The organism is Halogeometricum pallidum JCM 14848 (assembly GCF_000337095.1).
GTDB classification, from domain to species: domain Archaea; phylum Halobacteriota; class Halobacteria; order Halobacteriales; family Haloferacaceae; genus Halogeometricum; species Halogeometricum pallidum.
Map to the genome: position 1 here is coordinate 1 of NZ_AOIV01000011.1, position 24,408 is coordinate 24,408.

24 protein-coding genes and 1 pseudogene are annotated in these 24,408 nt (G+C 59.8%); 14 read left to right on the plus strand and 11 right to left on the minus strand.

Annotation, left to right across the window (positions count from 1 at the left end):
• Nucleotides 1-122: 122 nt before the first annotated feature.
• The gene (locus C474_RS06220) at nucleotides 123-515 is read right to left on the minus strand and encodes a hypothetical protein (RefSeq protein ID WP_008385000.1); all 393 of its coding nucleotides are present in this window, start codon (nucleotides 513-515) and stop codon (nucleotides 123-125) included.
• A gap of 84 nt (nucleotides 516-599) precedes the next feature.
• Nucleotides 600-1,424 carry a CPBP family intramembrane glutamic endopeptidase gene (locus C474_RS06225; RefSeq protein WP_049916762.1) on the minus strand — a complete coding sequence of 275 codons (825 nt, stop codon included), beginning with the start codon at nucleotides 1,422-1,424 and terminating at the stop codon, nucleotides 600-602.
• A 169-nt stretch (nucleotides 1,425-1,593) separates the two neighbouring features.
• Here C474_RS06225 and C474_RS06230 point away from each other — a divergent pair, with 169 nt between their 5' ends.
• Nucleotides 1,594-2,445, plus strand: a complete 852-nt coding sequence (locus tag C474_RS06230; RefSeq protein ID WP_049916763.1) for a hypothetical protein — start codon at nucleotides 1,594-1,596, stop codon at nucleotides 2,443-2,445.
• Between the two features lie 495 nt (nucleotides 2,446-2,940).
• Here C474_RS06230 and C474_RS06235 read toward each other — a convergent pair whose 3' ends face one another.
• Genes C474_RS06235 through C474_RS06245 form a run of 3 tightly spaced genes read right to left on the minus strand, consistent with a single transcriptional unit; the run spans nucleotide 2,941 to nucleotide 6,464 of the window.
• Nucleotides 2,941-5,586 carry a cation-translocating P-type ATPase gene (locus tag C474_RS06235; protein ID WP_008385004.1) on the minus strand — a complete coding sequence of 882 codons (2,646 nt, stop codon included), beginning with the start codon at nucleotides 5,584-5,586 and terminating at the stop codon, nucleotides 2,941-2,943.
• A 1-nt stretch (nucleotide 5,587) separates the two neighbouring features.
• Entirely contained in the window at nucleotides 5,588-6,169 is a 582-nt protein-coding gene (locus C474_RS06240; protein ID WP_008385006.1) for a VIT1/CCC1 transporter family protein, read from the minus strand.
• A gap of 7 nt (nucleotides 6,170-6,176) precedes the next feature.
• Entirely contained in the window at nucleotides 6,177-6,464 is a 288-nt protein-coding gene (locus tag C474_RS06245; protein ID WP_008385007.1) for a DUF211 domain-containing protein, read from the minus strand.
• A 419-nt stretch (nucleotides 6,465-6,883) separates the two neighbouring features.
• On the opposite strand from C474_RS06245, the gene C474_RS06250 reads away from it, so the two are divergent.
• Nucleotides 6,884-7,660, plus strand: a complete 777-nt coding sequence (locus C474_RS06250) for an SDR family oxidoreductase (RefSeq protein WP_008385008.1) — start codon at nucleotides 6,884-6,886, stop codon at nucleotides 7,658-7,660.
• Nucleotides 7,661-8,373: 713 nt separating this feature from the next.
• Here C474_RS06250 and C474_RS22990 read toward each other — a convergent pair.
• The 3 genes from C474_RS22990 to C474_RS23270 all read right to left on the minus strand — a co-directional run bounded on the left by C474_RS22990 (nucleotide 8,374) and on the right by C474_RS23270 (nucleotide 10,526).
• Nucleotides 8,374-8,859: a CPBP family glutamic-type intramembrane protease gene (locus C474_RS22990; RefSeq protein ID WP_008385009.1), complete on the minus strand. Its 486-nt coding sequence runs from the start codon at nucleotides 8,857-8,859 to the stop codon at nucleotides 8,374-8,376.
• A 578-nt stretch (nucleotides 8,860-9,437) separates the two neighbouring features.
• Nucleotides 9,438-10,277 carry a CPBP family intramembrane glutamic endopeptidase gene (locus C474_RS06260; RefSeq protein ID WP_008385011.1) on the minus strand — a complete coding sequence of 280 codons (840 nt, stop codon included), beginning with the start codon at nucleotides 10,275-10,277 and terminating at the stop codon, nucleotides 9,438-9,440.
• 126 nt (nucleotides 10,278-10,403) lie between these two features.
• Nucleotides 10,404-10,526, minus strand: coding sequence for a hypothetical protein (locus C474_RS23270; RefSeq protein ID WP_275039805.1), 123 nt, complete (start codon nucleotides 10,524-10,526; stop codon nucleotides 10,404-10,406).
• A gap of 145 nt (nucleotides 10,527-10,671) precedes the next feature.
• On the opposite strand from C474_RS23270, the gene C474_RS06265 reads away from it, so the two are divergent.
• The 12 genes and pseudogenes from C474_RS06265 (at nucleotide 10,672) to C474_RS06315 (ending at nucleotide 22,012) form a co-directional block, all read left to right on the plus strand.
• Complete coding sequence (locus C474_RS06265) at nucleotides 10,672-11,280, plus strand: DUF998 domain-containing protein (RefSeq protein WP_008385013.1); 609 nt, start codon at nucleotides 10,672-10,674, stop codon at nucleotides 11,278-11,280.
• 102 nt (nucleotides 11,281-11,382) lie between these two features.
• Nucleotides 11,383-13,338 carry a serine hydrolase domain-containing protein gene (locus C474_RS06270; protein ID WP_049916764.1) on the plus strand — a complete coding sequence of 652 codons (1,956 nt, stop codon included), beginning with the start codon at nucleotides 11,383-11,385 and terminating at the stop codon, nucleotides 13,336-13,338.
• Between the two features lie 52 nt (nucleotides 13,339-13,390).
• The gene (locus C474_RS06275) at nucleotides 13,391-14,275 is read left to right on the plus strand and encodes a CPBP family intramembrane glutamic endopeptidase (protein ID WP_239640382.1); all 885 of its coding nucleotides are present in this window, start codon (nucleotides 13,391-13,393) and stop codon (nucleotides 14,273-14,275) included.
• A 25-nt stretch (nucleotides 14,276-14,300) separates the two neighbouring features.
• Nucleotides 14,301-15,551 carry an RNA-guided endonuclease InsQ/TnpB family protein gene (locus C474_RS06280; protein WP_008385018.1) on the plus strand — a complete coding sequence of 417 codons (1,251 nt, stop codon included), beginning with the start codon at nucleotides 14,301-14,303 and terminating at the stop codon, nucleotides 15,549-15,551.
• Between the two features lie 42 nt (nucleotides 15,552-15,593).
• Nucleotides 15,594-15,668: pseudogene (locus C474_RS23485) on the plus strand (RNA-guided endonuclease TnpB family protein); the annotation flags it as partial.
• Nucleotides 15,669-15,685: 17 nt separating this feature from the next.
• Complete coding sequence (locus tag C474_RS06285; RefSeq protein ID WP_275039807.1) at nucleotides 15,686-16,078, plus strand: CPBP family intramembrane glutamic endopeptidase; 393 nt, start codon at nucleotides 15,686-15,688, stop codon at nucleotides 16,076-16,078.
• A gap of 377 nt (nucleotides 16,079-16,455) precedes the next feature.
• Entirely contained in the window at nucleotides 16,456-17,037 is a 582-nt protein-coding gene (locus C474_RS06290) for a flavodoxin domain-containing protein (protein WP_008385022.1), read from the plus strand.
• Nucleotides 17,034-17,900, plus strand: a complete 867-nt coding sequence (locus tag C474_RS06295; protein ID WP_049916766.1) for a hypothetical protein — start codon at nucleotides 17,034-17,036, stop codon at nucleotides 17,898-17,900. Before C474_RS06290 ends, C474_RS06295 begins: the two co-directional genes overlap by 4 nt.
• Nucleotides 17,901-18,217: 317 nt before the next feature.
• Nucleotides 18,218-19,525 carry an MFS transporter gene (locus C474_RS06300; protein ID WP_008385026.1) on the plus strand — a complete coding sequence of 436 codons (1,308 nt, stop codon included), beginning with the start codon at nucleotides 18,218-18,220 and terminating at the stop codon, nucleotides 19,523-19,525.
• Nucleotides 19,522-20,394 (plus strand): bactofilin family protein, encoded by an 873-nt coding sequence (locus C474_RS06305; RefSeq protein WP_008385027.1) that lies wholly within the window; start codon nucleotides 19,522-19,524, stop codon nucleotides 20,392-20,394. Before C474_RS06300 ends, C474_RS06305 begins: the two co-directional genes overlap by 4 nt.
• Before the next feature lie 99 nt (nucleotides 20,395-20,493).
• The gene (locus C474_RS06310) at nucleotides 20,494-21,327 is read left to right on the plus strand and encodes a CPBP family intramembrane glutamic endopeptidase (RefSeq protein WP_008385030.1); all 834 of its coding nucleotides are present in this window, start codon (nucleotides 20,494-20,496) and stop codon (nucleotides 21,325-21,327) included.
• 31 nt (nucleotides 21,328-21,358) lie between these two features.
• Complete coding sequence (locus tag C474_RS06315) at nucleotides 21,359-22,012, plus strand: hypothetical protein (protein ID WP_008385031.1); 654 nt, start codon at nucleotides 21,359-21,361, stop codon at nucleotides 22,010-22,012.
• Between the two features lie 70 nt (nucleotides 22,013-22,082).
• Here C474_RS06315 and C474_RS06320 read toward each other — a convergent pair whose 3' ends face one another.
• Genes C474_RS06320 through C474_RS06330 form a run of 3 tightly spaced genes read right to left on the minus strand, consistent with a single transcriptional unit; the run spans nucleotide 22,083 to nucleotide 24,403 of the window.
• Nucleotides 22,083-22,562, minus strand: coding sequence for a CPBP family intramembrane glutamic endopeptidase (locus C474_RS06320; RefSeq protein ID WP_008385032.1), 480 nt, complete (start codon nucleotides 22,560-22,562; stop codon nucleotides 22,083-22,085).
• A 51-nt stretch (nucleotides 22,563-22,613) separates the two neighbouring features.
• Nucleotides 22,614-23,486, minus strand: coding sequence for an ABC transporter permease (locus C474_RS06325; protein ID WP_008385033.1), 873 nt, complete (start codon nucleotides 23,484-23,486; stop codon nucleotides 22,614-22,616).
• Nucleotides 23,483-24,403, minus strand: coding sequence for an ABC transporter ATP-binding protein (locus C474_RS06330; protein WP_008385034.1), 921 nt, complete (start codon nucleotides 24,401-24,403; stop codon nucleotides 23,483-23,485). The genes C474_RS06325 and C474_RS06330 overlap by 4 nt, the downstream gene beginning before the upstream one ends.
• Nucleotides 24,404-24,408 lie beyond the last annotated feature (5 nt).

Below are 24,408 nucleotides of genomic sequence, written 5' to 3' on the forward strand. Positions count from 1 at the left end.
TTGTTGCGGTATACGGGTTCCATATCCAGCATTGACTCTGCTTCCATCACCAAACCCGAGCGCACGTATCTGCGACGAAAGAGAGCGTATCGGTCAGAGTTCGACCCCGCTCGGGGCCGTAGTTAGGTGGTTGTCGCCCCTTCGCTGGGCTTTCCGCGATTGGCCAACAGGCCGACGATGACCGCGACTACGATGCTCACGCCGATGTGAACGGAGAATGTGAACACGTCATCGACATACGGCACATTGACGTAACTCATTCCGGCGATTGCGACGAATGCCACGCCAAACGTCGCGTAGGCGACGAGTACCGATGTAGCGACTCCGGAGAGGCGGTCAGCGTACGCACTGACAATCCCGCCCGCCAGCACTCCGACGATAACGCCGACGAGAACACCGATGATACCGATTCCGGGAGCCTCGCCGGCCCCCAACAGTTCGATCGTCGCGGCACCGGCCAACAGGAACGTGGTGATCGCGGTAGCCGTTCCGAGTGTGATCGTACGGGCGGTCATACGTGACAGATCACGGCAGAGAGCATAAATTCGCGGAAAGGATGTGTACCAGCGGTTTGTCATGCTGCGTGCATCCGAGAGGGACTAAGAGTGGTCTGTCCGAGTTAGTCTGGCCGGTCCCCAATAGACGACGACAGACACTGCTGTGAACGCGAGGAGTCCGACGAACGCGAGACTCGCCGGATCGGAGTCGAGTATCGGAAACATTCCCTGAGACCAGTTGAACGAGGTGTGGAACAGAAGAGCGGGGAGAAGGCTGGCGTTCGTGTTGTTATACACCCACGTCATGAGCACTGAGAGTAGCGTGATAGAGACCGCGAACCCGATAAACGGATTCTGGTAGTAGATCGTTTCGCTCGGGACGAAAAACAGTGGAACGTGCCAGATCGCCCAGACGAACCCGACAGCGAGACCGCCGCCAAGCGCCGAAAGCCGCTCTTGTAATGGGTCGAGGAGGTAGCCACGCCAGCCGAACTCTTCTTGAACAGGTCCACCGAGAAAGAAGATGACACCGAACGCGATCGGGAGGACGATCGGATCATCCGTCCAGGGAAACGAGAGCGAAGCGCCAGTGGTGATGGCGACGCCAACTGAGATGAAGACGATGGCAGGAGAGAGGAACAGCGCCGGGAGCAACCAGCGTTTCGGGAAGTCGAAGCGAACCGCCCGCCGAGCGAGGTGTCGAGCCCCGGTTGTGCCGTTCGCGTACGTTACGAGAATGAATGCAGCGACGGTCGGGCCAAATGCACCCAACTCGGGGAGAACAGGGATATTCTCAATGAGTCCTTGGGCTACGAGGGCTTTCGGTCCCCAGAACCCCCACGACCAGCCGAACGTTAGTAAGAGGAACGTACCAATCCGTGGTTTGTCACTCTGTTTAGAGTACGCTGGCCGTTGTTTAGCGCTCATACTCCCTGTGAATAGCCAACTCAATTAAAAACTAAGCAACAGTGCTTGCGTATCGTATACCAGCGTTCGCCTCATTACTCAGCGGTGGGAGCGAGCATTCACAACCCGAGGGACCGGCGACCGCTCTGGGTAAATTCTTTCGTCGTCACTGTTCCATGGAGTGAACACAATGACCGGTCAACTCCACCGATGGCATATCGGCTCGACGGTCGCCATCCTCGTTCTTGCCGCCGGTTCGTCACTACTCGGGTTGTTCCGTTCTGGCCATTATCGAGCACGTCCGGAGCTTGTAGAAGCATATCAGGTACAGGACCTTACGATCCTCGTGGTCGGCATTCCTGTCCTCGCTGCCGGGCTCTGGTACTCAGCGCGGGGCTCGCCGCGGGGACGAATCGTCTGGCTCGGTGGGTTAGCATACATGACGTACATGTGGGCTAGCATAGCCATTCAGATCCCGTTCAACGAACTATTTCTCGTCTACGTCGCGCTGTTCGGGCTCTCGCTCTTCGCGCTCGTCGGTGGTGTTGTCTCGACCAACGCGGAGAGAATCCGCCGAACGTTGGAGGGGAATATCAACGTACTACTGTACAGCGGAGCCTTGGCTGTCATTGGACTCGGTCTGGGGTCGCTCTGGCTGTCGGACGTCGTCCCGCCGCTCCTCGACGGGACGACGCCGAGTCTCATCGACGAGTCCGGTCAGCAGGCGATGGCGACCCACGTCATCGATCTCGGCGTCGTGGTACCGTCGATCCTCCTCTCTGCGACGTGGTTGTATCAGGGGCGTACTTGGGGATACGTCTTCGCCGGGATCGAGTTGGTTCTCGGCGGAACGCTCGCGGCGCCAATCGGTGTCATGACAGTAGTGTTTCTAACAGGCGACACCGTTACGGTCAGCCCTCTCGCAGCCGGATTGACGTTTCTACCGATCCTCGTATCCGCGCTACTGGCCGTAACCTACCTCCGCTCGATGGAGCGTCAAACACATCCGTCGGCGGACGACATCCCTCAACGATCCGGCTAACCATCGCCGCGTCTGCTGAGTTCGCACTCCGTGTGTAGTATCCAAGCGGTAAGCTGTCTCTCTGAATTTCAGCGAGACGAACGAGCGAGAACGAACCATCGAATGGGCCATACGACTCCCAACATACCTCGCGAATGCGATGGGAAGCCAGAGAGACGTAAGTGCGATTCGGTGGTGGTGCCCCCAGCGTTCGATTCCGAGTGCAAAGAGAAAGCCGTCGAGTAGCAGAAACACGACCGGTTCGGCATACGCCGTCGCCGCCGGATATCGACGACGCCGGTCAGGGGAAAAGAGACGATGGGAGGGAGGCTCGTGGCCGAAATCGAAATCGCTTCAATCAGCAACTAGACCACAATCCAGAGCGTACTTGCGAGTGCCGTATTCGCGGACGAGGAGATGCCGAACGGTGGAACAAGAGAAAACCGATGAACAACGCTGAACCGAGAACCAACCCGATCTATTGTCGGCTGGTAAAATCAGAGAGGTGACTATGGTTCACTGAACATCTCGGTCGCGTTCTGTCGTTCCACTCGGCCGTTCGTCATCCGTTCCGCGGCGTGGCTCGTCACCTGTTCGGTTCTGCGTGGTCCAGTGTTCGCGGGTCGACCGCCGGACGTACCACGCGACGCCGAGAAATCCGGGGACGGCAACGGCGAGTGCCGCGAGGAGGCGTCCCCAATCGTCGATACCCAGCGGAACCGTCCCGAAGTACTGGTTCAGTGGTGTGTACAGTACCGACAGATGGAGCGCGAACGATGCACTGACAGCACCCGCTAGCCAGCGGTTCGTGAGCGGCGGCGTCCCCCGGGACCAGCGAACCACGTACAGTTTGACGAACTCGAAGACGACGAACCCGGTGAACACCATCGTCATGACGTACGGTGTCACCTCAGGCGCCCCGCGTAGCGTGAGGAACATCACGCCGAGGAGGACGACGGTGGTCGTCAGACCGACGCCGCCCATAAGCGTCGTCATCGGTCGGTCGATGATACCATCAGTGGACGCCCGGGGTTCCCGACGCATCACGTCGCTGGACTCGGCGTCGGCCCCGAGCGCGAGTGCCGGGAGCCCATCGGTTAGCAGGTTTATCCAGAGCAACTGGACAGCGGGGAGGATGAGGTAGCCAAAGAGGGACGCGACGAAAACGAGCAGTACCTCCGCGAGGTTAGCCGACAGGAGGTAAGCGACGAACTTCCACACGTTATCGAAGATGGTGCGTCCGCGTCGGATGGCGTTCTTGATGGTCGCGTAGTTGTCGTCGAGGAGAATGATGTCGCTGGCCTGCTTGGCGACGTCCGTGCCCCGAACGCCCATGGCGATGCCGACGTCGGCGTTCTTGAGTGCGGGTGCGTCGTTGACGCCGTCGCCCGTCATCGCGACCGTCCGCCCATCGTCTTGCAGCGCGCGCAGAATGCGCACCTTGTGACTGGGCGTCGCCCGAGCGTAGATGTCCACGTCTTCGACACGTTCGCGCAGTTCGGCGTCGTCCATCGCATCCAACTCGGGACCGGTCAAGACGTCAGACTCGATGCCGACCTCGCGTCCGATGGCCTGCGCAGTTCGGCGATTGTCGCCCGTGATCATCTTCACGTCGATACCCGCGAGGTGGGTTTCGGTGATCGCGTCTGCGACCTCGGGTCGGGCCGGGTCGATGAGTCCCTGGAGACCGACGAACACCAGGTTCTCCTCGGGGTCGCCACCGTCGTCGGTCGGCTTGTCGGCGAACGCGAGGACGCGCAGTGCGCTGTCAGCGAACATTTCGACCTGCTCTCGAATCCGATTTCGAGTCGCTTCATCCAACTCGGCGACGCCGTCGGCGGTCAAGACGCGTGTCGACCGCTCCAGGACGACTTCGGGAGCGCCCTTGACGCGGACGCGGTCGGCGTGAACGGTCGCCATCCGCTTGCGGTCCGACGAGAAGGGAACTTCGTCCTCGCGGGGAGTGTCGTTCCGGAGCGCGTCGACATCGATACCCGCGTCGATGGCGGCCTGACGCAGGGCCTGCTCGGTCGGTTCGCCGCGCTCGTCATCAGCGTCGTTGCACAGCGCCCCGACTCGGAGCAGGGTTCCGACGCGGTCGTCTTCGGGGTCGAACGCGTCATCGATCACCTCGTCGTGGACCCAGAGGCGAGCAACGCGCATCTCCCCCTCGGTGAGCGTCCCGGTCTTGTCCGTGCAGACGACGTCCACCGAGCCGAGTGATTCGACGGCCGGGAGGGTCCGGACGAGCGCGTTCTCGTCGGCCATCTGCTGGACGCCTAGGGCCAGCGTCAGCGTGACGACTGCCGGCAAGCCCTCAGGGATGGCGGCGACAGCGAGCGAGATGGCTGTCAGTGCCGCAGATAACAGCGCGGTACCGCGAAACACCAGGAAGGGGATCACGAGCGCCGAGAGAACGAGAACGCCGATTCCGATCCGCCGACCAAGCCGGTCCAAGTCGCGCTGGAGCGGCGTCTGGCGCGTCTCGGCCTCCGAGAGTTCGGTCGCGATGGTCCCCATCTCCGTGTCCATGCCGGTCTCGACGACGACCGCTTCGCCCCGGCCGCGAGTGACGGTCGTGCCTCGGTAGACCATGTTCTCGCGTTCGGCCAGCGGCGTCTCACTGTCGAGTTCTTCCGAGGATTTCTCGACGGGAACGCTCTCGCCGGTCAGGGGTGCTTCGTCGACCTGCAGGCTCGCCGACTCTGCGATCCGAGCATCTGCCGGGACCGCGTCACCCTGTTCGAGCACCAGCACGTCTCCGGGAACGACCTCGCTGATATCAACATCCTGTCGCGCTCCGTCCCGGTAGACCATCACGCTCGGGGCGGCCAGTTCCCGAAGTGCCTCGAGACTCCGTTCGGCGCGGTACTCCTGAACGAACCCGAAGATGCCGTTGGCGAGCAGGATAACCGTGATGAGGATAGCGTCGACGACGTGCCCGACGGCGACCGAGAGTACCGCGGCGCCCACGAGGACGAGCACTAGACCGCTGGTGAACTGCGAGACGAGGACCTCGAGAACTCCCCGACCTTCCTCGCTGGTGATCTCGTTAGCGCCGAACTCCTCGAACCGCCGCCGGGCTTCCTCGGTCGAGAGGCCGTCAGCGTCGCTGGCCACGTTCTCGAATACGACATCGAGAGGGTGGTCGTGCCAGGCCATATTACCCAGGCAGGATGATGTTCAGCAACGCGACGACGATGCCAGCTAGACCCATCCGGGCACCGGCCACGATCCAGTTCTGTTCGGAGATGTCGGCGAGGTACGCACCGAACACGAAGAGAATGGCGACGGCGACGCCGATGGAGCCCAACGTGGCCCCGCGCATGCTCAAGAGCGATTCCTCGAAGAGGAACGGAGCCATCGGGAAGACGACCCCGATGACCGGACCGATACCGCTCATCAGCGCGTTCACCTGACGGGCGCCGGCCTTTTGGCGCTGAATCCGTGTCTCGTTGAGGTCGGTCAACATGGCGTGTTCGATACGTTTGAGCTCGGCTCGTTTCTCCGCGCGCTCGATCTCCCAGACGCTCCAGACCCCGGACGTGCCTAGCCCGATCGCGGCACCCATACCGATCTTGAAGACGGTCAGCCCGTCGGGGACGCCCGAGAGATACGAGCCGACAGCGACGCCGACGCTGGTGAGTGCGCCGTCGAAGCCGTTCGAGATGAAATATCGCCGCGAGATGGAGCGGACGTCATCGCGCTCTAGCGCTCTCAGCAGGCGTTTCAGACGGGAGATCATGACGTGCTCAATCCTGCGGCGTTTTGCTTTCTTCGACAATGAACTCCCCGCAGACCACCTCGTCGATAGAATGCACCGTTCCGCCGAGGTCCTCAACGATGTCGTGGACGGCGTCGACTGGAATGGAGTCCCCTTCGATAGTCAGCTTCACGTTTTGAACCTCCTTGTCAGTCTCCATCAAGACGACGTTGATACCGGCAACACCGTCACAGTCGGCGACCGATTCAGCGAACGTGACAACGTCTGGCTCATGCGGTTTCAACAGATCCAGCACGAGCCGCCTCACATTGGCCATTGGTGAGTGATTGCATCACCTAACTGATTAACGTCGGGGTCGCTCTCGCTAATCTGGCCACGGCGTACTACTCTCATCCGCTATCTCTTAGAGTTCGGTGCACCATCCGTAATAGCTACCGACCCCGAAGGACGTTGCTGTGTACCGAGGCCCGCAGATGAGCTGGTGCCTCAACGGACTACCGTTCAACGGCGCAGCCGCTGATTTGACGGAGCGAACGAGAAATATCTCCACTACAGAGGACGTCCGGGTCCGCATTGAGCGCGTCACGCGGGACGCTTTAGAGATCCCCAACAGTGGGGAATTCAAACTACCGCCGATCGCTTCAGTCTGATAGCTACGTATGGTCGACGCGGATTGGAGAAATCCTACGGATTTAACTCCGATGACGTGTTTATTCTCTGTGAGGTATTAGAGTTATGTCACTCCTCGAGGACCGTATTGCGGTCGTCACTGGCGGAAGTTCGGGTATCGGTCGCGGAATCGCGCTTGGATTCGCGGAGCAGGGCGCCAACGCAATCGTCGTTGCCGACGTTCGTGAGGAGCCGAAGGAAGGAGGCCAACCGACTCACGAGGCGATCGAAGAAACGACCGACGCGTCGTCGGTGTTCGTCGACTGTGACGTCACCGATCGGGCGGATCTGGAGAGTGTGATTGAGGCGACCGACGAGTTCGGGGGCGTCGACGTGATGGTGAACAACGCCGGAATCTGGCGCGCCGAGGAGTTCTTTGACGTCACCGAAGACCAGTTCCAGCAGATGATGGATATCAATCTCAAGGGTGCGTACTTCGGATCGCAGATTGCCGGAAAGCGGATGGCAGCTAACGGTGCTGGGTCCATTATTAACATCTCCAGCATTGCAGGATTGTTCGGAAACGGGAACTGGTCGACCTACTCCGCCTCGAAAGGTGGATTGACCATGCTTACCTACTCTCTCGCGCACAAGCTCGGCGAGCACGGCATCCGTGTCAACGCCATCCATCCCGGCGGCATCGAGACGATGATCGGTGGCGAGGCGACGGATCCCGAGGCGGCCGCCGCGCAGGCCGAGCAGTTCACCCAGATGGTCCCGCTTGGCCGATACGGACAACCCGAAGATATCGCCGGCGCCGCCACGTTCCTCGCGAGCGATCTGGCGAGTTATGTTACCGGTGAATCGCTCGTTGTGGACGGCGGGTGGACAAGCTGGCGATAGTCTGTCTTCTAAATCATTCAGGCAAAGGTATGTCTGGATACTTGTTTCAAGGACTCTGCTAAAATACTCATTTGGTGACAGATACAAGAAGTCATACTAAATATAAAGTGTGGGACGAATCACATTCTCCTCTACAGCCTTTGTCCACAGAACGAGATTGGATAGAAGGCACGGCATCTTTCCTGTAGAGAGGGATTCCCTCCCCGACGTGGTTCCGAATCCGTGCAGCGAAAGCATGCTTTCTTTGCGTGAGCCATTCTCTTTGCCCGTCCGGTGCGTTGATCCGTCAAGGGTCGGATAAGAAAGACCGAGAGGACAGGACCCTCTCAGCGGAGGAACAACGTCACGTTGAGGCCGGCTATCCACCTACTGAGATACGATAACCGGACCTTATCGGGAGGAGGGAAGGGGAGGCCGAGGGACCTCGTCGGCACCGGTCATAGTCTGTGCACCCCAGATTACAACGATTACACCCGCAAGTACCAACCAGAGGGCGTAATACGCAGGGTCGGGGACGACGATGATTTCTCCGTGAAATTCACCCATCCGTGTAAGATGATGATACCGAGAACACTGCGTTCGGTATTGTTATAGACCCACGTGAAAGCGAACGAGAGTGCGACAATTCCTGTCATAAACAGCCAGAATTCAGTGGTCGCGAAGCCGACGGAATCGTGTTGGTACGACCCTTCAATAAAGAACAGAGGGAGGTGTCAGAGCGCCCAAACAACGCCTAAAACAGCGCTCGCGCTGAACGCCGACCACTTCAGTTGCGGTCGGTCCAACGCGTATCCTCTCCATCCTAACTCTTCGAGGATCGGTGGAAGAGTCGTGAAGAACAACGCTGGAAGTATCGCGAGGGGATCGACGCTGAATTCGGTTACGCCTTCGCCCCACGTAGGTCCGGTTCCGCCGAGCAGCAGATCCAGGACGCCAGCGAGAACGCTAATACCCAGAGGAACCAGTAGAATCACGACGAACCAGAGAATTCCGAAGCGCTGTGGTTGAGTAACGCGGTTCCAGAAATCGGTCCGGCCACGTTCGTCATAGGTTAGGTACACGAAAGCGATACCAAGGGCTCCAGGGACGGAAAGACCAATGAGGAGCAACGCGAGCCCCGCGGCGCTGTCGAATCTCACACCGAGACCGATCGCTGGGAGCCAGAAGGCCCACGTTCCCGCGACTGCGACCAAGTACACTCACCAACGTCCGATAGCGCCAGAACTGTCTTCTAGTCTCTCGTTCGCACTTACTTGTGGATTCACGGAAGTCATAGCACTCTACGATGCGTCAAGTCACAGCGTAACTTGGTAGGGTGCTCCCCGCTGATAAATAACAGAGATAGTCACTATCAAAATAGATTTGTGTGTACGGATCTGCGGTGTACTTCGGTTGTGTCCTCCCCGCAAGACTATCAGCTATTGCTGGTTTCAATAAAGCCTGTTCACGAACACTTCTATTCCACCTTCTCTTTGAGGTGGCAAGAAAAGCGAACGCGGCGTGGGAGATCTTTATCGCCCCTCGACGATGTAGGTATGGGACACTCCGAACCCACTCCCTCGAAATTGCGGAACAATCCTGATGTGCGAATGCGAGACCCACTCTCGTCAACCATCGATTACCACCGCGATAGAGCACAACGAACTGTCAGAAGAGATCTGTGGCTACATTTTCGAAAGCGGAATCAATTCCCTGTCCTAGGATTCTATGGACGAACTTTCTCCGAAATGATGGCCTACGCTATCAGTGCTCTTTTGTGGGAATTCTCGCCGCTTGCTTATCGTGACGGTTTGGGTGCTATGGATGCACGAGACAATCGCCCACTGACGATGAGGACGGATACAACGAACACGAGAGCAGGAAGCTGAAACGGAAACATCTCGTCTGCCAACCCGAGGAACTCACCGGTCAGGTTCATCAGCGAGTGGATCAGGAGGACGGCGAGAATACTCCGTTCCGTATTGTTGTAAATCCAGACGAAAATCAGCGTGTGCAGGACGATACTCGGCATCCACCACCAGAGTGCCGGGTCGTAGCTGGTGTTCGCGTAGTATCCGGGAAAGAAGACGAACGCCGCGTGCCAGATGGCCCAGGTACCCCCGTTGAGTATTCCAGCGACGACCGGACTGAACCGTTCCTGAAGCCGGTCGAGGTAGTAGCCCCGGAGCCCGATTTCCTCGATTGCAGGAAACAACAGTCCGAGTGCCAGCATGAACCCGAGCGTCGCGGGTTCGGTCAAGATTTCCCAGACGACGCTGATCGGCCGATCCGTGACGCCGAATGCGATTGCTGCCCCAGCCGTGACGAGATTGAAGAGCGGCCAGAATACGAGGATGACGAGCCACCACTTCGCGGAGATTCGCCCGACGTCCACGAGCCGACGACCGAGGTCACAAACGCGCTCGGTACCGCCCGTGAGCCAGCCCATCGTCAGGCCGGCGAGCAGCGGACTCGCGCCACCGACGAGGAATAGGAGGAGATTTGTCCCTTCCCAGACGGAGGTTTCCGAGCCAAAGATGGGGGCCCAGAAAAGATACGCCCATCCGAGATAGAGAACGGGAAACCCCCACGGTGTAATCGACTGTGCGAGCGTTTCCAATCGGTCGGTGGTTGCCATCTCGTGATCGCTCTCCTGTACGGTCTACTGTCACCTGAATAAAAACACGGGTGTCTCTCGTCTAGTAGGATGGCCCCGTCACTGATGCTACGCTGTTCGCACCTGCTCTAACAGTTCTCGAATGCGTCAGAGTTCGCAGAGCATCTCGCTGGAGTCGTCGCCGTGGTCGCCGGTGATGTCGACCATTTCTGCGGTGTCCTCACCTTCAGTTGCCTTCGTGAACCATCGGAATGATCTACTGTGTGCCAAACCGATCCGTTCGGTATTGCCGTTTGTTCTCATTCGACTGAAATATCCCTCTCGATTTAAGCTATACTCTATCTAACATTAGGTGGGTGAATAATGTATGAGCCAACTCGAAACCTCGACGAAACCAGTATTCTCCATTCGGGGAGTGACGTTCGACTCCCAGACACTGGCTGGTGTGTTCTTCTTCACACTCGCTGCACAGTTCATGACAGTAATCATGCTCGCGGCGGCGATGGTCCCCGGCTATGACTTCCGCGCGGCTGCCATTAGTGACCTCGGCGTCTTCCCGGAGACGGCACTCCTGTTCAACGTCTCGCTGGTCGTCGTGGGCGTGTGCAATCTCCTCGGTGGGTACTTCCTCTACCGAGCCCACGGGAAGCGCTGGTTGCTGGCCATCTTCGCGCTGGCAGGCATCGGTGCAATCGGTGCTGGCCTCTTCCCGCTCAACACCGGTGGTATCCACGGTCTCGCCGCACTGCTCGCGTTCGTGTTCTTCAACGTGCAGGCCATCGGGAGCGGGACCTACCTCAGAGGGATCATGCGAGCGCTGTCCGTCCTCGTCGGGGCACTTGGCCTCGTCTTCGTCGTTCTGATGGCCCTCGGTGATGCGGGTAACGCTGCGGCGTTCGGCTCCATCGGCCACGGTGGGACCGAGCGAATGATCGTCTACCCCGTGATGCTCTGGATGGTCGCCTTCGGCGGCTACCTGCTCGAAAAGAGCGAGCGTCCCAGCGACGTGCAAGAGCCGGTATGAGTCACCGTAGACTGGCGAGCCAACACGACGGTTGCAGGTTCGGTTTCGCAGTCATTCGATACATGCACCACACTCGAATCAGCCACTGAACAAAGAGATCCCGTGAAACATCAGTACGTCCACTCCGTCGTTGTGGTCACCCTAGTCGTCGCTCTCGTGAGCACGCCGATTGGGACGACAGCAATCCTCGCCGTCTTCTCCTCTGATAGCCTTTCCGGTCAGGTCGAACTGAGCAATCAGACGGCGACCGAGGCGTGGCTTGACGAGACGATGGCCCGCCAACTGGAAGAGTACCACGTCCCGGGCGCGGCCGTGGTCGTCGTCAGCGACGGCGAGGCGGTTCTGACGAAAGGCTACGGGTACGCAGACCTTGCATCCCAGCAGCCTGTCGACGCCGACGAGACCGTTTTTAGCATCGGCTCGACCGGCAAGCTCGTGACGTGGACGGCCGTGATGCAGGGCGTCGAAGACGGGCGACTCGAACTGGATCGTGACATCAACGACTACCTGACCGACTCAACCGTCAGCGTTCCGGACACCTACCCCGAGCCCGTCACACTGGAACACCTCGGCACCCATTCGGCAGGCTTCGAAGACATCTTCTCGGGAATGGTCGCAGATGACTCCAACGAGAAACGACCCATGGAAAACATCCTCGCCGACCACCAGCCAGCACGGGTCAGACCGCCGGGGCAGTTCGTCTCGTACTCGAACTACGGGACTGCCCTAGCCGGCCACGTCCTCGCCGAGCAGTCCGAGGAGAGTTTCACAGGGTTCGTCGACAACCGCATCTTCACGCCGCTGGCGATGGACGATACGACCTACGCCCAGCCGCTTCCGCCCCGGCTGGAGTCACGGCGCGCAATCGGATACACCTACCAGAACGGCGAGTATCAGGCTCACGACCCCGTAGTCTGGACGCTTCCGCCTGAGGGCGGATCGCTTCGCACGACCGCGACCGATATGGGCCAGTTCATGCTTGCCCACCTGAACGGGGGTTCTTACGGCTCTGAACGCATCCTCGAGGCCGAGACAGTCCGCGAGATGCATCGTCGACATTTCACGAAGTCCGAGGAGGTTCCGGAACTCAACGGGATGGCGTACGGATTCATCGAGATGGACCGCAACGACGAGCGCATCGTCGGCCATTGGGGTGATACGCCCCGGTTCAAGAGTCTTCTCGCGCTCTACCCCGAGCACGACACCGGGCTGTTCGTCGTCTACAACAGTCCCGGCGGGGCTCTCGCCCGGTTCGAACTTCTCCAGGCGTTCACGGACCGGTACTACCCACAGTCGGACACGCCGGTCGTGGAGCCACCAACTGGTGCCACTGAACGGGCGCGCGAACTGACCGGTGACTACCGGTCGCTGACCATCTCGGAATCCTCGTGGGAGCGCGTCCTCGGCGTGATGACACGGACGTACACCGTCGGCGTCACCGACGAGGGGTATCTGACGACTTCCTCGTTGGGGGAGGAAACTCGCCGGTGGGTCGAGCGACGACCCGGCGTCTACGAGGAGATCGGAGGGAGCGATATGCTGGTCTTCCAGTTCGGCGAGAACGGGCGCGCGACACATATGTTCCGCCATTCCTTCGGACCGGCCACGTACGAACGCGTCCCATGGTACGAGAGCCTCACCGTACTCCAGTCTGTTCTCGGCGCGGGCGTCGTGGCCTTCCTCTCTGTCTTGCTGCTCTGGCTCGGCGGGCCGGTGTGGCGACGATGGCGAGCGAGTGACGTTCCGAGCGACCGCGAACGGTCAGCCCGATGGCTCCTCGGCGTGGTGAGTCTGCTCTGGCTGACCGTTCTGGTGATATTCTTGTTCGCCTGGATTAATTTCAACGCCGAAGCTGCCTCACCGTCGATAGCACTTCGGACAGGCAAGGTCCTCCGATACCTCGCTCTCGCCGGAACTATCGGGGCCGTCGTCGCGACAGGGTTCGCGTGGCACGAGGACTACTGGAGCCGCCCCGCTCGACTGCATTACTCGATAGTGACGGCACTCGCGCTCCTGTTCGCTTGGCAACTCTCCTTGCTCGGTGTTTTGCCGCTGTAGATCCAAGAAACATGATTCCAGAAGCAACGATCGACCCTCGGAGTATCGAACCATGAGACAGCAGATTCGCGAGCGTGTCGATGCCCACCCTGTCGTGACGTTTTTCCTGCTTACCTATGCTATTTCCTGGATAGCGTGGATCGGTCCCGTCTTGGAACTGTCCGAACCGATCGGAACTCTCGGATTCGTCGTCGGTGGCTACGGCCCGTTCCTCGCAGCCCTCGTCGTCACGTGGCTCGGGAGCGATTCGGTCCGGGCATGGGCACACCAGATCGTCGACTGGCGCGTCGCGCCGCGGTGGTACATCGCTGCTCTCACCATCCCACTTCTGGTCATCGTATTGACGAGCGTCGGCCTCACCGCCGTCGGCAGGTCCGTTGACCCCGGCGTGCTCCCCGGTCGCTTCTCGCTCGTCCTCGTCTCGTTCGTCACTATCGCACTCATCGGTGGTGGGAACGAGGAACCCGGCTGGCGAGGACTCGCACTCCCGAAGCTCCAAGAACAGTACGCGCCCGTGCCAGCGACGGTCATCCTCGGCGTGGTTTGGGCGCTCTGGCACCTCCCGTTGCTGGCAACTGGCACCACCGAGTTTCATGGACTGGCGTCGTTCGTCGAACTCGCTCCGACGACCGCGGTCCGCATCCTGAACATCGTCGGGGTCGCGTTCATTCTGACGTGGATCTACAACGAGACCGGGAGCGTCCTGCTCGCCACCCTCGCACACACCGGGTTCAATACGGCCAACAGCACACTCGTCCCGCTCCCACTCGACGTCATCGGCGCCGGCGACTCCACGACCATTCTCGTGATCACGACGGTCGCTATCTTTCTTCGAGGAGAGAATCCCGCCGTTTACGGCGGGAGTGAATCCGACAATTCCCTCACAGTCCACCGACGGCACTCAGACTGGATATTCAGCGCTAATCCTACTCATTAAGTAGGTTTGTTTACATAGACTATGTATGGCGATTGAGGTCACGCGCACCTACGTTGGTTCCATTCAGAACCACCGGCAGGTCTGCGATAGCCTCGACTCGCTCGGAGACTCCGCCTCCAAAATCTGGAACGTCGCACGATGGACAGCGGACCGAGTCTGGGACGAAATCGGTGAGATTCCCAACGAAGGCCCGCTCAAATCGTATATGAAGAATCAAGCGTGCTGGAAAGACTTGAACGCGCAATCCAGTCAGAAAGTCATCGAAGAACTATCCGACGCTTTCCAGTCATGGTTCGACCTGCGACACAAGTTTGACGAGGCAAATCCACCCGGCTACCGCAAACACGGAGACACAAGACCACGTTCCACGGTCACGTTCAAAGAAGACGGCTTCAAACACGACCCCAAGAACAACAGAGTTCGACTTTCGAAAGGCTCGAACCTCAAGGAGTACTGGTCGGACTTCCTGCTCTGCGAGTACCAAACGCGCCCCGACGTTGACCTCTCAGAAGTCAACTCCGTGCAAAACGTTCGCGCTGTCTGGAACGGCGACGAGTGGGAACTCCACTTCGTCTGCAAAGTCGAACTCGAAGCCAACGACTCCGCGGGCGAAGGTGTTGCTGGCATTGACCTTGGCATCAAGAACATCGCCACAGTCGCATTTCCCGACGAATACGTTCTGTACCCCGGCAACTCGCTCAAACAAGACAAGCACTACTTCAAGCGAGCAGAGTACGATACTGAGGGCGAGAACGGTCCGTCGGAGAAGTCGATGTGGGCACGTCGGAGACTCGCAGACCGCGAAACCCACTTTTACCACACACTGACGGACGCCATCATCACGGAGTGTGTCGAGCGCGGTGTGGGCACACTCGCGGTGAGTTGGCCCGAAGACGTGCGCGAATCTGACTGGGGGAAGACCGGCAACAAGAAACTGCATACGTGGGCGTTTGACCGCATCCACCACTACCTCGAATACAAAGGCGAGATACGTGGCGTCGAAGTACTGAAAGAGAACGAGTGGAACACCTCGAAGACGTGTTCATGGTGTGGTGACGACACGAAGTCGAACCGTGTCGAACGTGGCCTGTACGTTTGTTCGTCGTGCGGGTTAGTCGGGAATGCGGATTGCAACGGGGCGGAGAATATGCGTCAGAAGATAACTCCGAGTCCTCATGGTGAGGATAGGAGTAACGGCTGTGTGGCACAGCCATCGACATACTTGTTCGACCGCGAGAGCGGGACGTTTCGCACGAGAGAACAAGTCGTGTCGTAGACCAGCAAATATCCCAACTGCGGTACGGGAAGCCCCGTCGTNGTGGCACAGCCATCGACATACTTGTTCGACCGCGAGAGCGGGACGTTTCGCACGAGAGAACAAGTCGTGTCGTAGACCAGCAAATATCCCAACTGCGGTACGGGAAGCCCCGTCGTTTACGACGGGGAGGATGTCACGGAGGGGTCACCGAGGAACTCATGCTCCGGTTCGGACTCATGTCCGTGCTCGCGTTCGTCGGGTGGCGCGTTACCGGCCGTCGGACGGACGGCCCACGACCGGTTGTCATGTGGGCTGCAATCTTGGTCTCCGCCATCCTATTCGGCTTAGGTCACCTCCCCGCACTCGCTCAATCGGTTGATCTCACCCCAGCACTGATCGCGCGGACGGTTCTCCTGAACGCGGTCGCAGGAATCCTCTTTGGATGGCTCTACTGGCGACGGAGCCTCGAGGCCGCGATGGTGGCTCACGCCTCTTTTCACGTCCCCCTCGTCGCGCTCTCGCTCGTCCAAGTCGCGGTGGTCTGAGAGAGCGCTCTACGGAGTTCTGATGCGAGGGCACTCGGATTTCACCGGCTTGAAACTGGTCTAGATCGACGCTCTCGAACTGGACAAACTACAACCGCTCTCGTTCCAAGACAGCCGTTGTTGGAAGGGTCGGCCTATGGCGAGTTCGAACGAGGGTCACAAAATCGTTCGCATCGCTTCTCTGCGGCTGAACGATGTCCGGTACGACGAAAACCGGACGGTTGATGACGAGTGCTTTCCCGCCTGAGCGCCGATTGCGAACACGGTTTTTTTGGTGCTACCCGATACCTCCAGCACGCCACGACTCGAACGGGATTGGGTCCGACCCGTCTTTATTGAGTACCGTGCTGAACGTCCTTGCTGAGGTTAGAGAACAGATGAGTTCCTTTCTGGTAACCTACGCAACGGGAGAAGGCCAAACGGCGAAGATCGCAGATCGGATCGCCGCGACTATCGGAGAGCGCGGCCACGAGACGAGCGTTCTTGACGTGCGCGACCGACCAGAATCGTTCACGTTGGAAGGGTACGACGCCGCCATCGTGGGTGCGTCGATCCACGTGGGCAAACACCAAGACGAGGTCCGTGACTTCGTCACCGACAATCGAGAGGCCCTGTCCGAGATGCCGACCGCGTTCTTCCAGGTTTCGCTCTCCTCGGCGAACGAGGAGAAACACGAAGAAGCCGCAGGGTACGTCGAGTCGTTCCTCACTGAGACCGGGTGGCATCCGGATCGAATCGGACAGTTCGGTGGCGCGCTTCGGTTCTCCGTGTACGGGTTTCTCAAACGCCTCATGATGAAGCGAATCGCGAAGGACCTCCTCGTCGAGGATCGGAACCCGACGGGCGACATTGAGTTCACGGACTGGGACGCGGTCGATGCGTTCGCAGCGGATGTCGCCTCGTTTGTCGAAGGCCGTCTCGGCGTCGTGCCGGACACTCTGGAGGACTCGCCGGAATGACCGCGGTGCGATCACCTCGACGCCTCACTCGGCCGTACTTGGTTTCGTCAACGATTACCCTCCTTCTCACGGTTCTCGCGACGGTCGTCGGACTGTTCGTTCCCGAGTTCTACCGAGACGCCGAAGTCCTCCTCCCGCAGTTGTACGGGCAGGATCTGCTGACGCTCGTCGTCGCCGTTCCTGTGCTCGCCGGCGCCCTCTATTACGCATATCGGGGGTCGATCCGCGGCTACATCGTCTGGCTCGGTGTCACCGGCTACCTTCTCTACACGTACGCCTCGTACGCGTTGCTCACGGCGTTTAACGAGCTCTATCTCGTCTACGTCGCACTGTTCGCACTGACGTTGTTCACGCTCATCGGCGGGGTCGCTCGCACCGATCCAACAGACCTGAAGGAAGCACTCGACGGTCATCCGATCCGTGGATACATCGTCTTCCAAGCACTCGTCGCCGGACTCGTGGCACTGATGTGGCTCGCCGAGGTCGGCCCGGCGAGCCTCGCTGGAACGAGACCCCCCAGCATCGCCGAAACGACGCTTCCCGTACCAGTCATCCAGTCACTCGATCTCGGTATCGTCGTCCCGTCGTTCGCCCTTTCGGCGGTCTTCCTCTGGAAGCGGCGAGCGTGGGGTTACGTCTTCACCGCCGTCCTCCTCGTGAAAGGCACCACCCTCGGTCTCGCGGTGCTCGCCATGATTGCATTCATGCTCCAGAGCGGTCAATCCGTCCCTCTCCCCCAGATCGTGCTGTTTGGCGTCCTGAGTCTCATCGGTCTCGGACTCACGATTCGATTCATTCGCGCAATCACCCGCGGGTCCTCCAGAACCCAGACGCATGCCGGAACGGAACTACGAACAGACTAAGCGAGGAGTACTGAGATCGCTCACACCATAAGGCGGGTATAGTGACCTCGTATGCCGTTTCGATCAACGACAATTGGTGTCCGGTCGTCTGGGCACTGTCGGGTACTATCGTTGGGCATGATACTACGATCGTTAATACGAGCGGATTCTCAGTGTGGTTTCGTCGAAGCTGTTGCGGAGGGGCTGACAGCGGAAGAGCGTTCAAGCCGGCGGCGACGGTGATCGTAGATCGAAGCAACGCGATGACGGTGGGTTCGACTGCCCGCAACGCCGCGTTTAATGGTCGTCCGCGTTCACGAACAGCCGAGACGACTTAAATGGAGTTGAGCACGCACGTTCGGGAGCGTCGGTGGGTGACGGTAGCCGGGTACGGTCTCTTCGTCGCTCTGATGGTCGCCGGGTACTACTACAACATCACGTTCGTGCAGTTGGGGCTCATCGACCTCGGCACGCGCCTCGTTGGTATGTCCGAGACTGCCGTCTCGATGTGGATGGCGGCGCTGGCGCTCGTGACGCTCGTTGTCGCAGCCGCGACTGGCATGACGATGGACCGACGCGGGTGGAGCACGAACCTCCGAACGAAGCTCCGACTCCTGTTCGGCGTCGTCTGCGTCCAGTTCGCGCTCACAGTCGTGGCTCCGATGATTCGAACCGTTCCCGCGTTCGGGGCGTGGATCATCTTCGCGTCGATAGGACTCGGCGTCGGATTTCCCGTCTCGTTCTCGCTCGCGATTGACCTCGTTCCCGTGCCGGACCGCGGGTACGTCGCCGCGGGGATCACGGCAATTGCGTACTTTCTAGCGAACGCGATTCCGCTTTCTTGGTCTGTCGACGTCTTCAGCCAGTTGATGGTCGCCGCGATGGCGCCGGGCCTCCTCGTGCTCGGCGTCCTCTCGTTTACCAGCTTCAACCGCCTCGATGCGATACTCGACACTCTCGGGACGCAACACGAGACGTACGGCACTGGGCGGTTCTGTTATGGGGACCCGATTCAAACGCGGAGTCTCGCGTTCGCCGTCCCGGTCGTCTTGATGTTCGGCGTCTTTTTCATCGATAGCCTCGGCTTCCTCCGGATCATCGACACCCCATCGCTCCTTCTGAGTTCCTGGCAATCGACCGATCTCTCGACGCGGCTGTTCATCGCCGTTGCACACGTTATCGGTGCAGTGATGGCCGGCGTCATCTACGCGAACTACTCGCTTTCGCGCGTCTTCCTGTGGACGTTCGCACTGTTCGCGCTCACACACGTCATGTACACGTCCGACCTCCGATTCGCAGCATTGTTCCCGACTATTGCCGGCCAAGAGGCCTCTCCCTTAAATCCCGCTCTGTACGCTATTGCCGTGAGCTTCTACACGACGCTGAACTTCGCACTCTGGCCCGACCTCTCGACGCCCGAGACGATCGGCACCCACTCCGCAATCGGAATCGGCGTCGCCGGATGGCTCGCCACGTTCTCCAGCACCGCACTCGCATTGTACTTCCAAGCGGTCGACCTCACGCTTCTCTCCCACCTGAACGTAGTGCAGGCGCTCTCCCTGCTCCTCTTGTTCGGGCTCGCCGTAGGGCTGTACGCTAGACGGATGATCGAACTCGCTCGCGAGAACGGAGGTGCGAGTGGATGACTCCGACGGAAGCCATCCCGCTCCTCATCGTCGTCCTTCTCATGATCTCCATCGGGGGCAGCGACGTCCAGGAGATGTCGGTGACGTTCCAGGGTGACCACGACATCGAATCGCTCGCGGATGTCCACGTGGTTGCTGGTGGAGCTACTACCGTGCCCGAGAACGCGACCGTCGACGGCAACGTCTACGTGATCGGTGGCACCACAGACATCGACGGGACGGTCGACGGCGACGTGACGCTCCTCGCCGGGAATCTCTCGGTCAATGACGGCGCGACCGTAACCGGAACGTTGCAGACCTATTCGGGGTCTGCTACGGTCAGCTCCGATGCTTCGGTCGGGCAGATCTCGCAATTTGAGCCGCCAACCCGGTCGAGTTCGCCCGCTCAGCGGGTCGTAGGATTCCTCCTGCGGTTCCTCGTTCTCGGCGCGTTCGGGTGGTGGCTCGTCGAACGGCACCCGCTCGTTATCGAAAACGTCGGCGCGGCTATCACCGAGCACGCTCTCGTCAACGCCGTTGTCGGCAGCCTCGGCGCAACGACCCTCCTCGTACTCTTCGTCTATATGGCGTTCACCCTCATTTTGCTCCCGGTCGCGATCGTCGGGCTCATCGTCGAGTTTTTCATCGTTCTCTACGGCCAAGCCGTGTTCGGGTACCTTATCGGGACGCGTCTTCCAATCGAGCGCGATGGAGTAGCGACGCTCGCCGGGATAGCTGCGTTTCTGCTCGTCCTCGAACTCCTCGGATTCGTACCGTACCTCGGCGGGATCGCACAACTGGTCGTCGCAGTCGTCGGGTTCGGCGCCGTCCTGAACACGTACTTCGGTCTTCAGCGGTTCGAGCCCGTCACCATCTCGAGAGGAACCTGAGCATGCACACACCGCTCTATGACCTGAGCGCCCGAGCCCATGCACTACTATCGTCCCGGCGCGACGGAGGTCGCGCCACAAACCATCGAGGGTGACTGAATGCCGCCCCGATCATACGCCACCGCTGTCGCAGACTGGTCGTCCCGAGCGACATTCCTCGGGTACACCGCCCTCACGTACACTATCTCGTGGTCGCTGTGGAGCGTGTGGGCGATTAGCGAGTCCGGGTCAACGCTCACAGGAACGGTCCTGTTCGTTCTCGGCGCGCTCGGACCGTTCGCCGCGAGTACAATCCTCGTTGGGGTCTCCGGTCGGTCACTGAAGGAGTGGCTTCGGGCAATCTTCGAGATTCACGTCTCGCTGCGGTATTACGTACTTTCGCTCACGTTTCCAGTCGCCCTGTTTCTGAGTGCCGCCGTGGTTCACGTCGTCCTCTTCGATGGCGCCGTGACGCCAGACGTGCTCCCCGGCGTTATCGAGTACCCGCTCTTCCTCGGCTTCATCCTCCTGTTCGGCGGCGGTCTGGAAGAACCCGGCTGGCGCGGGTACCTCCTGCCGGCGCTCCAAGAGGCGTACAGTCCGCTCACAGCGGGGCTCCTCGTCGGTATCGCCTGGGCCGGCTGGCACCTCCCGCTGGTAGTCATTCCGGGAACCATCCAGCACACGCTTCCGCTCGGCCTCTATCTGCTCCAGCTCGTCGAACTCTCGATTCTGTTGACGTGGCTCACGAACCGGGTCGAGGGGAGCGTCCTGCCGGCAATGCTTCTGCACGCGGGCGGCAACGCGCTCCTGAACTACTATCCCGTGGGAGGCGTCGCGGGTGCGACGACATCCCTCGGGCTCGGACTTCTCGTCGCGACGCTCACCGCCGGCGTTCTCGCCCTCGTCGTCACCACTGGGACGTCGCTCGGCGCCGACCGTCCGGCTCGATAACGCATTTGTCAGCGGCACGCCGACTTATCGTATGGTAGCGTCGAATACGACCGGGACGATTGGTCGGATATCGAAGCGAGTTGGACGGTACGTCAATCACGATGACGTACTCGTCCGATTCGTCTCTCTTTGGATCATCGTCGCGAGTGTGTTCACGACGGCGTGGATCATCAGCTACCATCTCCTCTCACAAGGGTTGTTACGCGGTGGGAATCCGGGCGTAACCGCGCGGTACGCGGGGAGTATCACTCGGGAATTCCTGTGGCTGTTCGGGTGGAACGCCGGCGTCTCCCTGATCGCTATCGGCGCGAACACGCTCCGGTCGGTGAACACACCGATGGGATACGTCATCGAGGTCGTCCAAGCACCATGGTACGGGGCGGTCTGGGGGACCGGATCGCTCGCCATCGGAGGAGAACGGATAGCGCCGTCGCTGGCTGTGCTCGTCGAACGGAGCGGCCCGATGGAGATCACGGCGTTCATCGCAATCGTGGTCGCGACGCGGGGCGTGATGCTGTGGCATCAGGAGTCTGGACCTCGGTTGAAAGAGGAGTTCGAACGCGTACGATCTCCCAGCGACTGGTCGCTGACGCGCCGAGAGTGGGTGCTCTTGGTCGGCGGGTATCTGCTGCTGGCGGTTTCGTGCTATCGGGAAGCCGTCGCGATAGCACGGGTCGCGGGATAATGGGTGATTGTGTCCCTCTGTTGGCTGGTTCCAGTGGTAGTCCCTTAATGTTCTCCCGACCGATGCTAGGTTACGGCTCCGTGTTCCAGTCCGGACTGACTCGGTAATCGTAAAGGCGGATGCCGGTCGTGACGACGACGAGCAGTACGACCGCCCATGTGATAATCGCGTGCGATCCGTTCAACGTGGCGAGCGTACTCCAGTCGATAGCGTCACCGACGAGGACGACGTCCGGATCGAGCGGAACCTGCCCCGTCGTCGCGTTGTCGGTTCCGTGCATTAGCATGGCTAACAGCACGCTCCCGTTCGATCCGTTGAACACCCACCCGAGGAGCACGGAGAACGCGATAATCCCCACGAAATAGGCGACGATAAGTTCGAGCGGCCAGTCGGCGCGGAATCCGCCAGGGATGAATTGGGGCAGGTGCCAGAGCCCCCAAAATACGCCGACGATGAGAGCCGCGGACAATCCGCCATACCGTTCTTGCAGTTCGGCTTGGACGACTCCGTCGAGAGAAACCGTTTCCTTCGGAAGACGGACGATTTGCATACTTTCGTTTGTCATCATCGTGTTTGGTTTGTGGTGTTTCAGTAGTTGGCGCTACAGGTCTGCGGCGTTGAACCGGTAATACCCAACGAGGAACGGAACGACGAGCCAGAGGACGAGAACGACGATCCCCACCTCCGGGATCAGGAAGAACGGGTCTGGCTCAACGGCAGTCGCTTCGACTCCAACGCTCGTCTGGGCGGGCGCTGCACCGGCAGTCTCTGCGAATCCAGGCAGGAGAGCGACGACCGTTGAGAGATACGCCGAAGACGGGGAAACCTGACTGACGAGGAAAACCCAGTCGGGCATTGTGGATGGAAGACTGAATCCGTTGACTACGTAGACGAGCGCCATCGGGACGACGTCCCAGAGCAACTCGAAGACGACAAAGAATCCGAGTGCGAGTGTGGTCGCACGTGAAGTCGAACCCGTCGTGGCCGAGAGTCCGACCATGATTCCCGCGTAAATCGCCGCAAATCCGAGGGTCACGAGAGCGAATACGAGTGTAACACCAGGGCTGAGTGTCCCGAGCAGTACGGAGCCGAACCCTAATCCAACGAGGAGGCCGATACCGAGACCGAACACGAGAACGCCCGCTCGTCCGGCGACCTTTCCGGTGAAAACGTTCAGCCGGTTGGTCGGCAACGAGAGTAACAGCTTGATACTCCCGAGTTCGCGTTCGCCGGCGAGGGACTTGTAGCAGACCACAATCGCCGCAAGGGGCACGAACAGGCCGGTAAGGCCGACTGTGAAGAAAATGAGCCCGGCGAACGTCGCTCCCGTCGACTCACCAAGCATCTCGGGCACTTGGACGTACGCATACGTCGAAACGAGCGATAAGAGGACGAACACTGTCACGAGCGCCCAGAGCGCGCGTGACTGGACGGCATCTCGGAAGTCTTTCTTCGCAATTACCAGCCACGTCATGCTCTGACCTCCTGCTCGTCCTCAGTGTAGCGGACAAACAGGTCTTCGAGGGAGGACTCGACGACCGAGAAGTCCTGAATCGACGTTACGTGGGCGTCGATAGCTTGCAGAACGGCAAACTTCGAGGCATCATCGACGACGACTCGAATCCGACCGTCATCGATCGAAGCACTCCCGACACCGTCGAGTTCGGTGACTCGCTCGATAGTAGCTTCGTTGAGTTTAGAGACGTATATATACAGGACTTCGCCCGTTTCGGTCGCGTCGCGAAGGCCATCGATAGTATCGACGGCGACGAGTTGGCCGCGATTGATGATCGCCACCCGGTCACAGACCGCCTCGACCTGCTCCATGACGTGGCTGGAGAAGAACACCGTTGTTCCGCGTTCGTTCTCTTCTTGGATGATCTCCCGCATTTCACGGGCTCCGTTCGGATCCAGTCCGGTAGACGGTTCGTCGAGGACGAGCAGGTCGGGGTCGCCAGCGAGCGCCATCGCGAGAACTAGCCGCTGCCGCATCCCTTTCGAATACCCGCCAGCTTTCCGGTCAGCGGCGTCGGCGATGCGAACCCGTTCAAGAAGTTCGTTCACGTCCTCGCTCGAACCTTTCATCTCCAAAACGAACTCCAGGTGTTGCCGGCCAGTCAACCGTTCGTAGACGTGGTAGGCATCCGGGAGAACGCCGGTTTTCCGCCGCACGGCTTCACCCTCTCGCTGAGCGTCGTGGCCGAGAACAGTCACGGTACCTGCTGTCGGACGGACAAAGTCGAGCAGAATGTCGATCGTCGTGGACTTCCCTGCGCCGTTCGGGCCGAGGAACCCGAAGATCTCTCCTTCCTCGACGCGCAAGTCAAGGTCGTTGACGGCGACGACGTCTCCGAACTGTTTAGTCAGACCATCGATATCGATTGCAGCCATCTCTA

Excerpts from the sequence above, each read along its gene's own strand:
- C474_RS06225 (WP_049916762.1), bottom strand. The coding sequence starts at position 1,424 with ATGAGCGCTAAACAACGGCCAGCGTACTCTAAACAGAGTGACAAACCA.
- C474_RS06235 (WP_008385004.1), bottom strand. The coding sequence starts at position 5,586 with ATGGCCTGGCACGACCACCCTCTCGATGTCGTATTCGAGAACGTGGCC.
- C474_RS06230 (WP_049916763.1), top strand. The coding sequence starts at position 1,594 with ATGACCGGTCAACTCCACCGATGGCATATCGGCTCGACGGTCGCCATC.
- C474_RS06260 (WP_008385011.1), bottom strand. The coding sequence starts at position 10,277 with ATGGCAACCACCGACCGATTGGAAACGCTCGCACAGTCGATTACACCG.
- C474_RS06220 (WP_008385000.1), bottom strand. The coding sequence starts at position 515 with ATGACCGCCCGTACGATCACACTCGGAACGGCTACCGCGATCACCACG.
- C474_RS06315 (WP_008385031.1), top strand. The coding sequence starts at position 21,359 with ATGGTAGCGTCGAATACGACCGGGACGATTGGTCGGATATCGAAGCGA.
- C474_RS06240 (WP_008385006.1), bottom strand. The coding sequence starts at position 6,169 with ATGATCTCCCGTCTGAAACGCCTGCTGAGAGCGCTAGAGCGCGATGAC.
- C474_RS06295 (WP_049916766.1), top strand. The coding sequence starts at position 17,034 with ATGACCGCGGTGCGATCACCTCGACGCCTCACTCGGCCGTACTTGGTT.
- C474_RS06310 (WP_008385030.1), top strand. The coding sequence starts at position 20,494 with ATGCCGCCCCGATCATACGCCACCGCTGTCGCAGACTGGTCGTCCCGA.
- C474_RS06300 (WP_008385026.1), top strand. The coding sequence starts at position 18,218 with ATGGAGTTGAGCACGCACGTTCGGGAGCGTCGGTGGGTGACGGTAGCC.
- C474_RS06325 (WP_008385033.1), bottom strand. The coding sequence starts at position 23,486 with ATGACGTGGCTGGTAATTGCGAAGAAAGACTTCCGAGATGCCGTCCAG.
- C474_RS06245 (WP_008385007.1), bottom strand. The coding sequence starts at position 6,464 with ATGGCCAATGTGAGGCGGCTCGTGCTGGATCTGTTGAAACCGCATGAG.
- C474_RS06320 (WP_008385032.1), bottom strand. The coding sequence starts at position 22,562 with ATGCAAATCGTCCGTCTTCCGAAGGAAACGGTTTCTCTCGACGGAGTC.
- C474_RS06290 (WP_008385022.1), top strand. The coding sequence starts at position 16,456 with ATGAGTTCCTTTCTGGTAACCTACGCAACGGGAGAAGGCCAAACGGCG.
- C474_RS06305 (WP_008385027.1), top strand. The coding sequence starts at position 19,522 with ATGACTCCGACGGAAGCCATCCCGCTCCTCATCGTCGTCCTTCTCATG.
- C474_RS06250 (WP_008385008.1), top strand. The coding sequence starts at position 6,884 with ATGTCACTCCTCGAGGACCGTATTGCGGTCGTCACTGGCGGAAGTTCG.
- C474_RS06330 (WP_008385034.1), bottom strand. The coding sequence starts at position 24,403 with ATGGCTGCAATCGATATCGATGGTCTGACTAAACAGTTCGGAGACGTC.
- C474_RS06280 (WP_008385018.1), top strand. The coding sequence starts at position 14,301 with ATGGCGATTGAGGTCACGCGCACCTACGTTGGTTCCATTCAGAACCAC.
- C474_RS06275 (WP_239640382.1), top strand. The coding sequence starts at position 13,391 with ATGAGACAGCAGATTCGCGAGCGTGTCGATGCCCACCCTGTCGTGACG.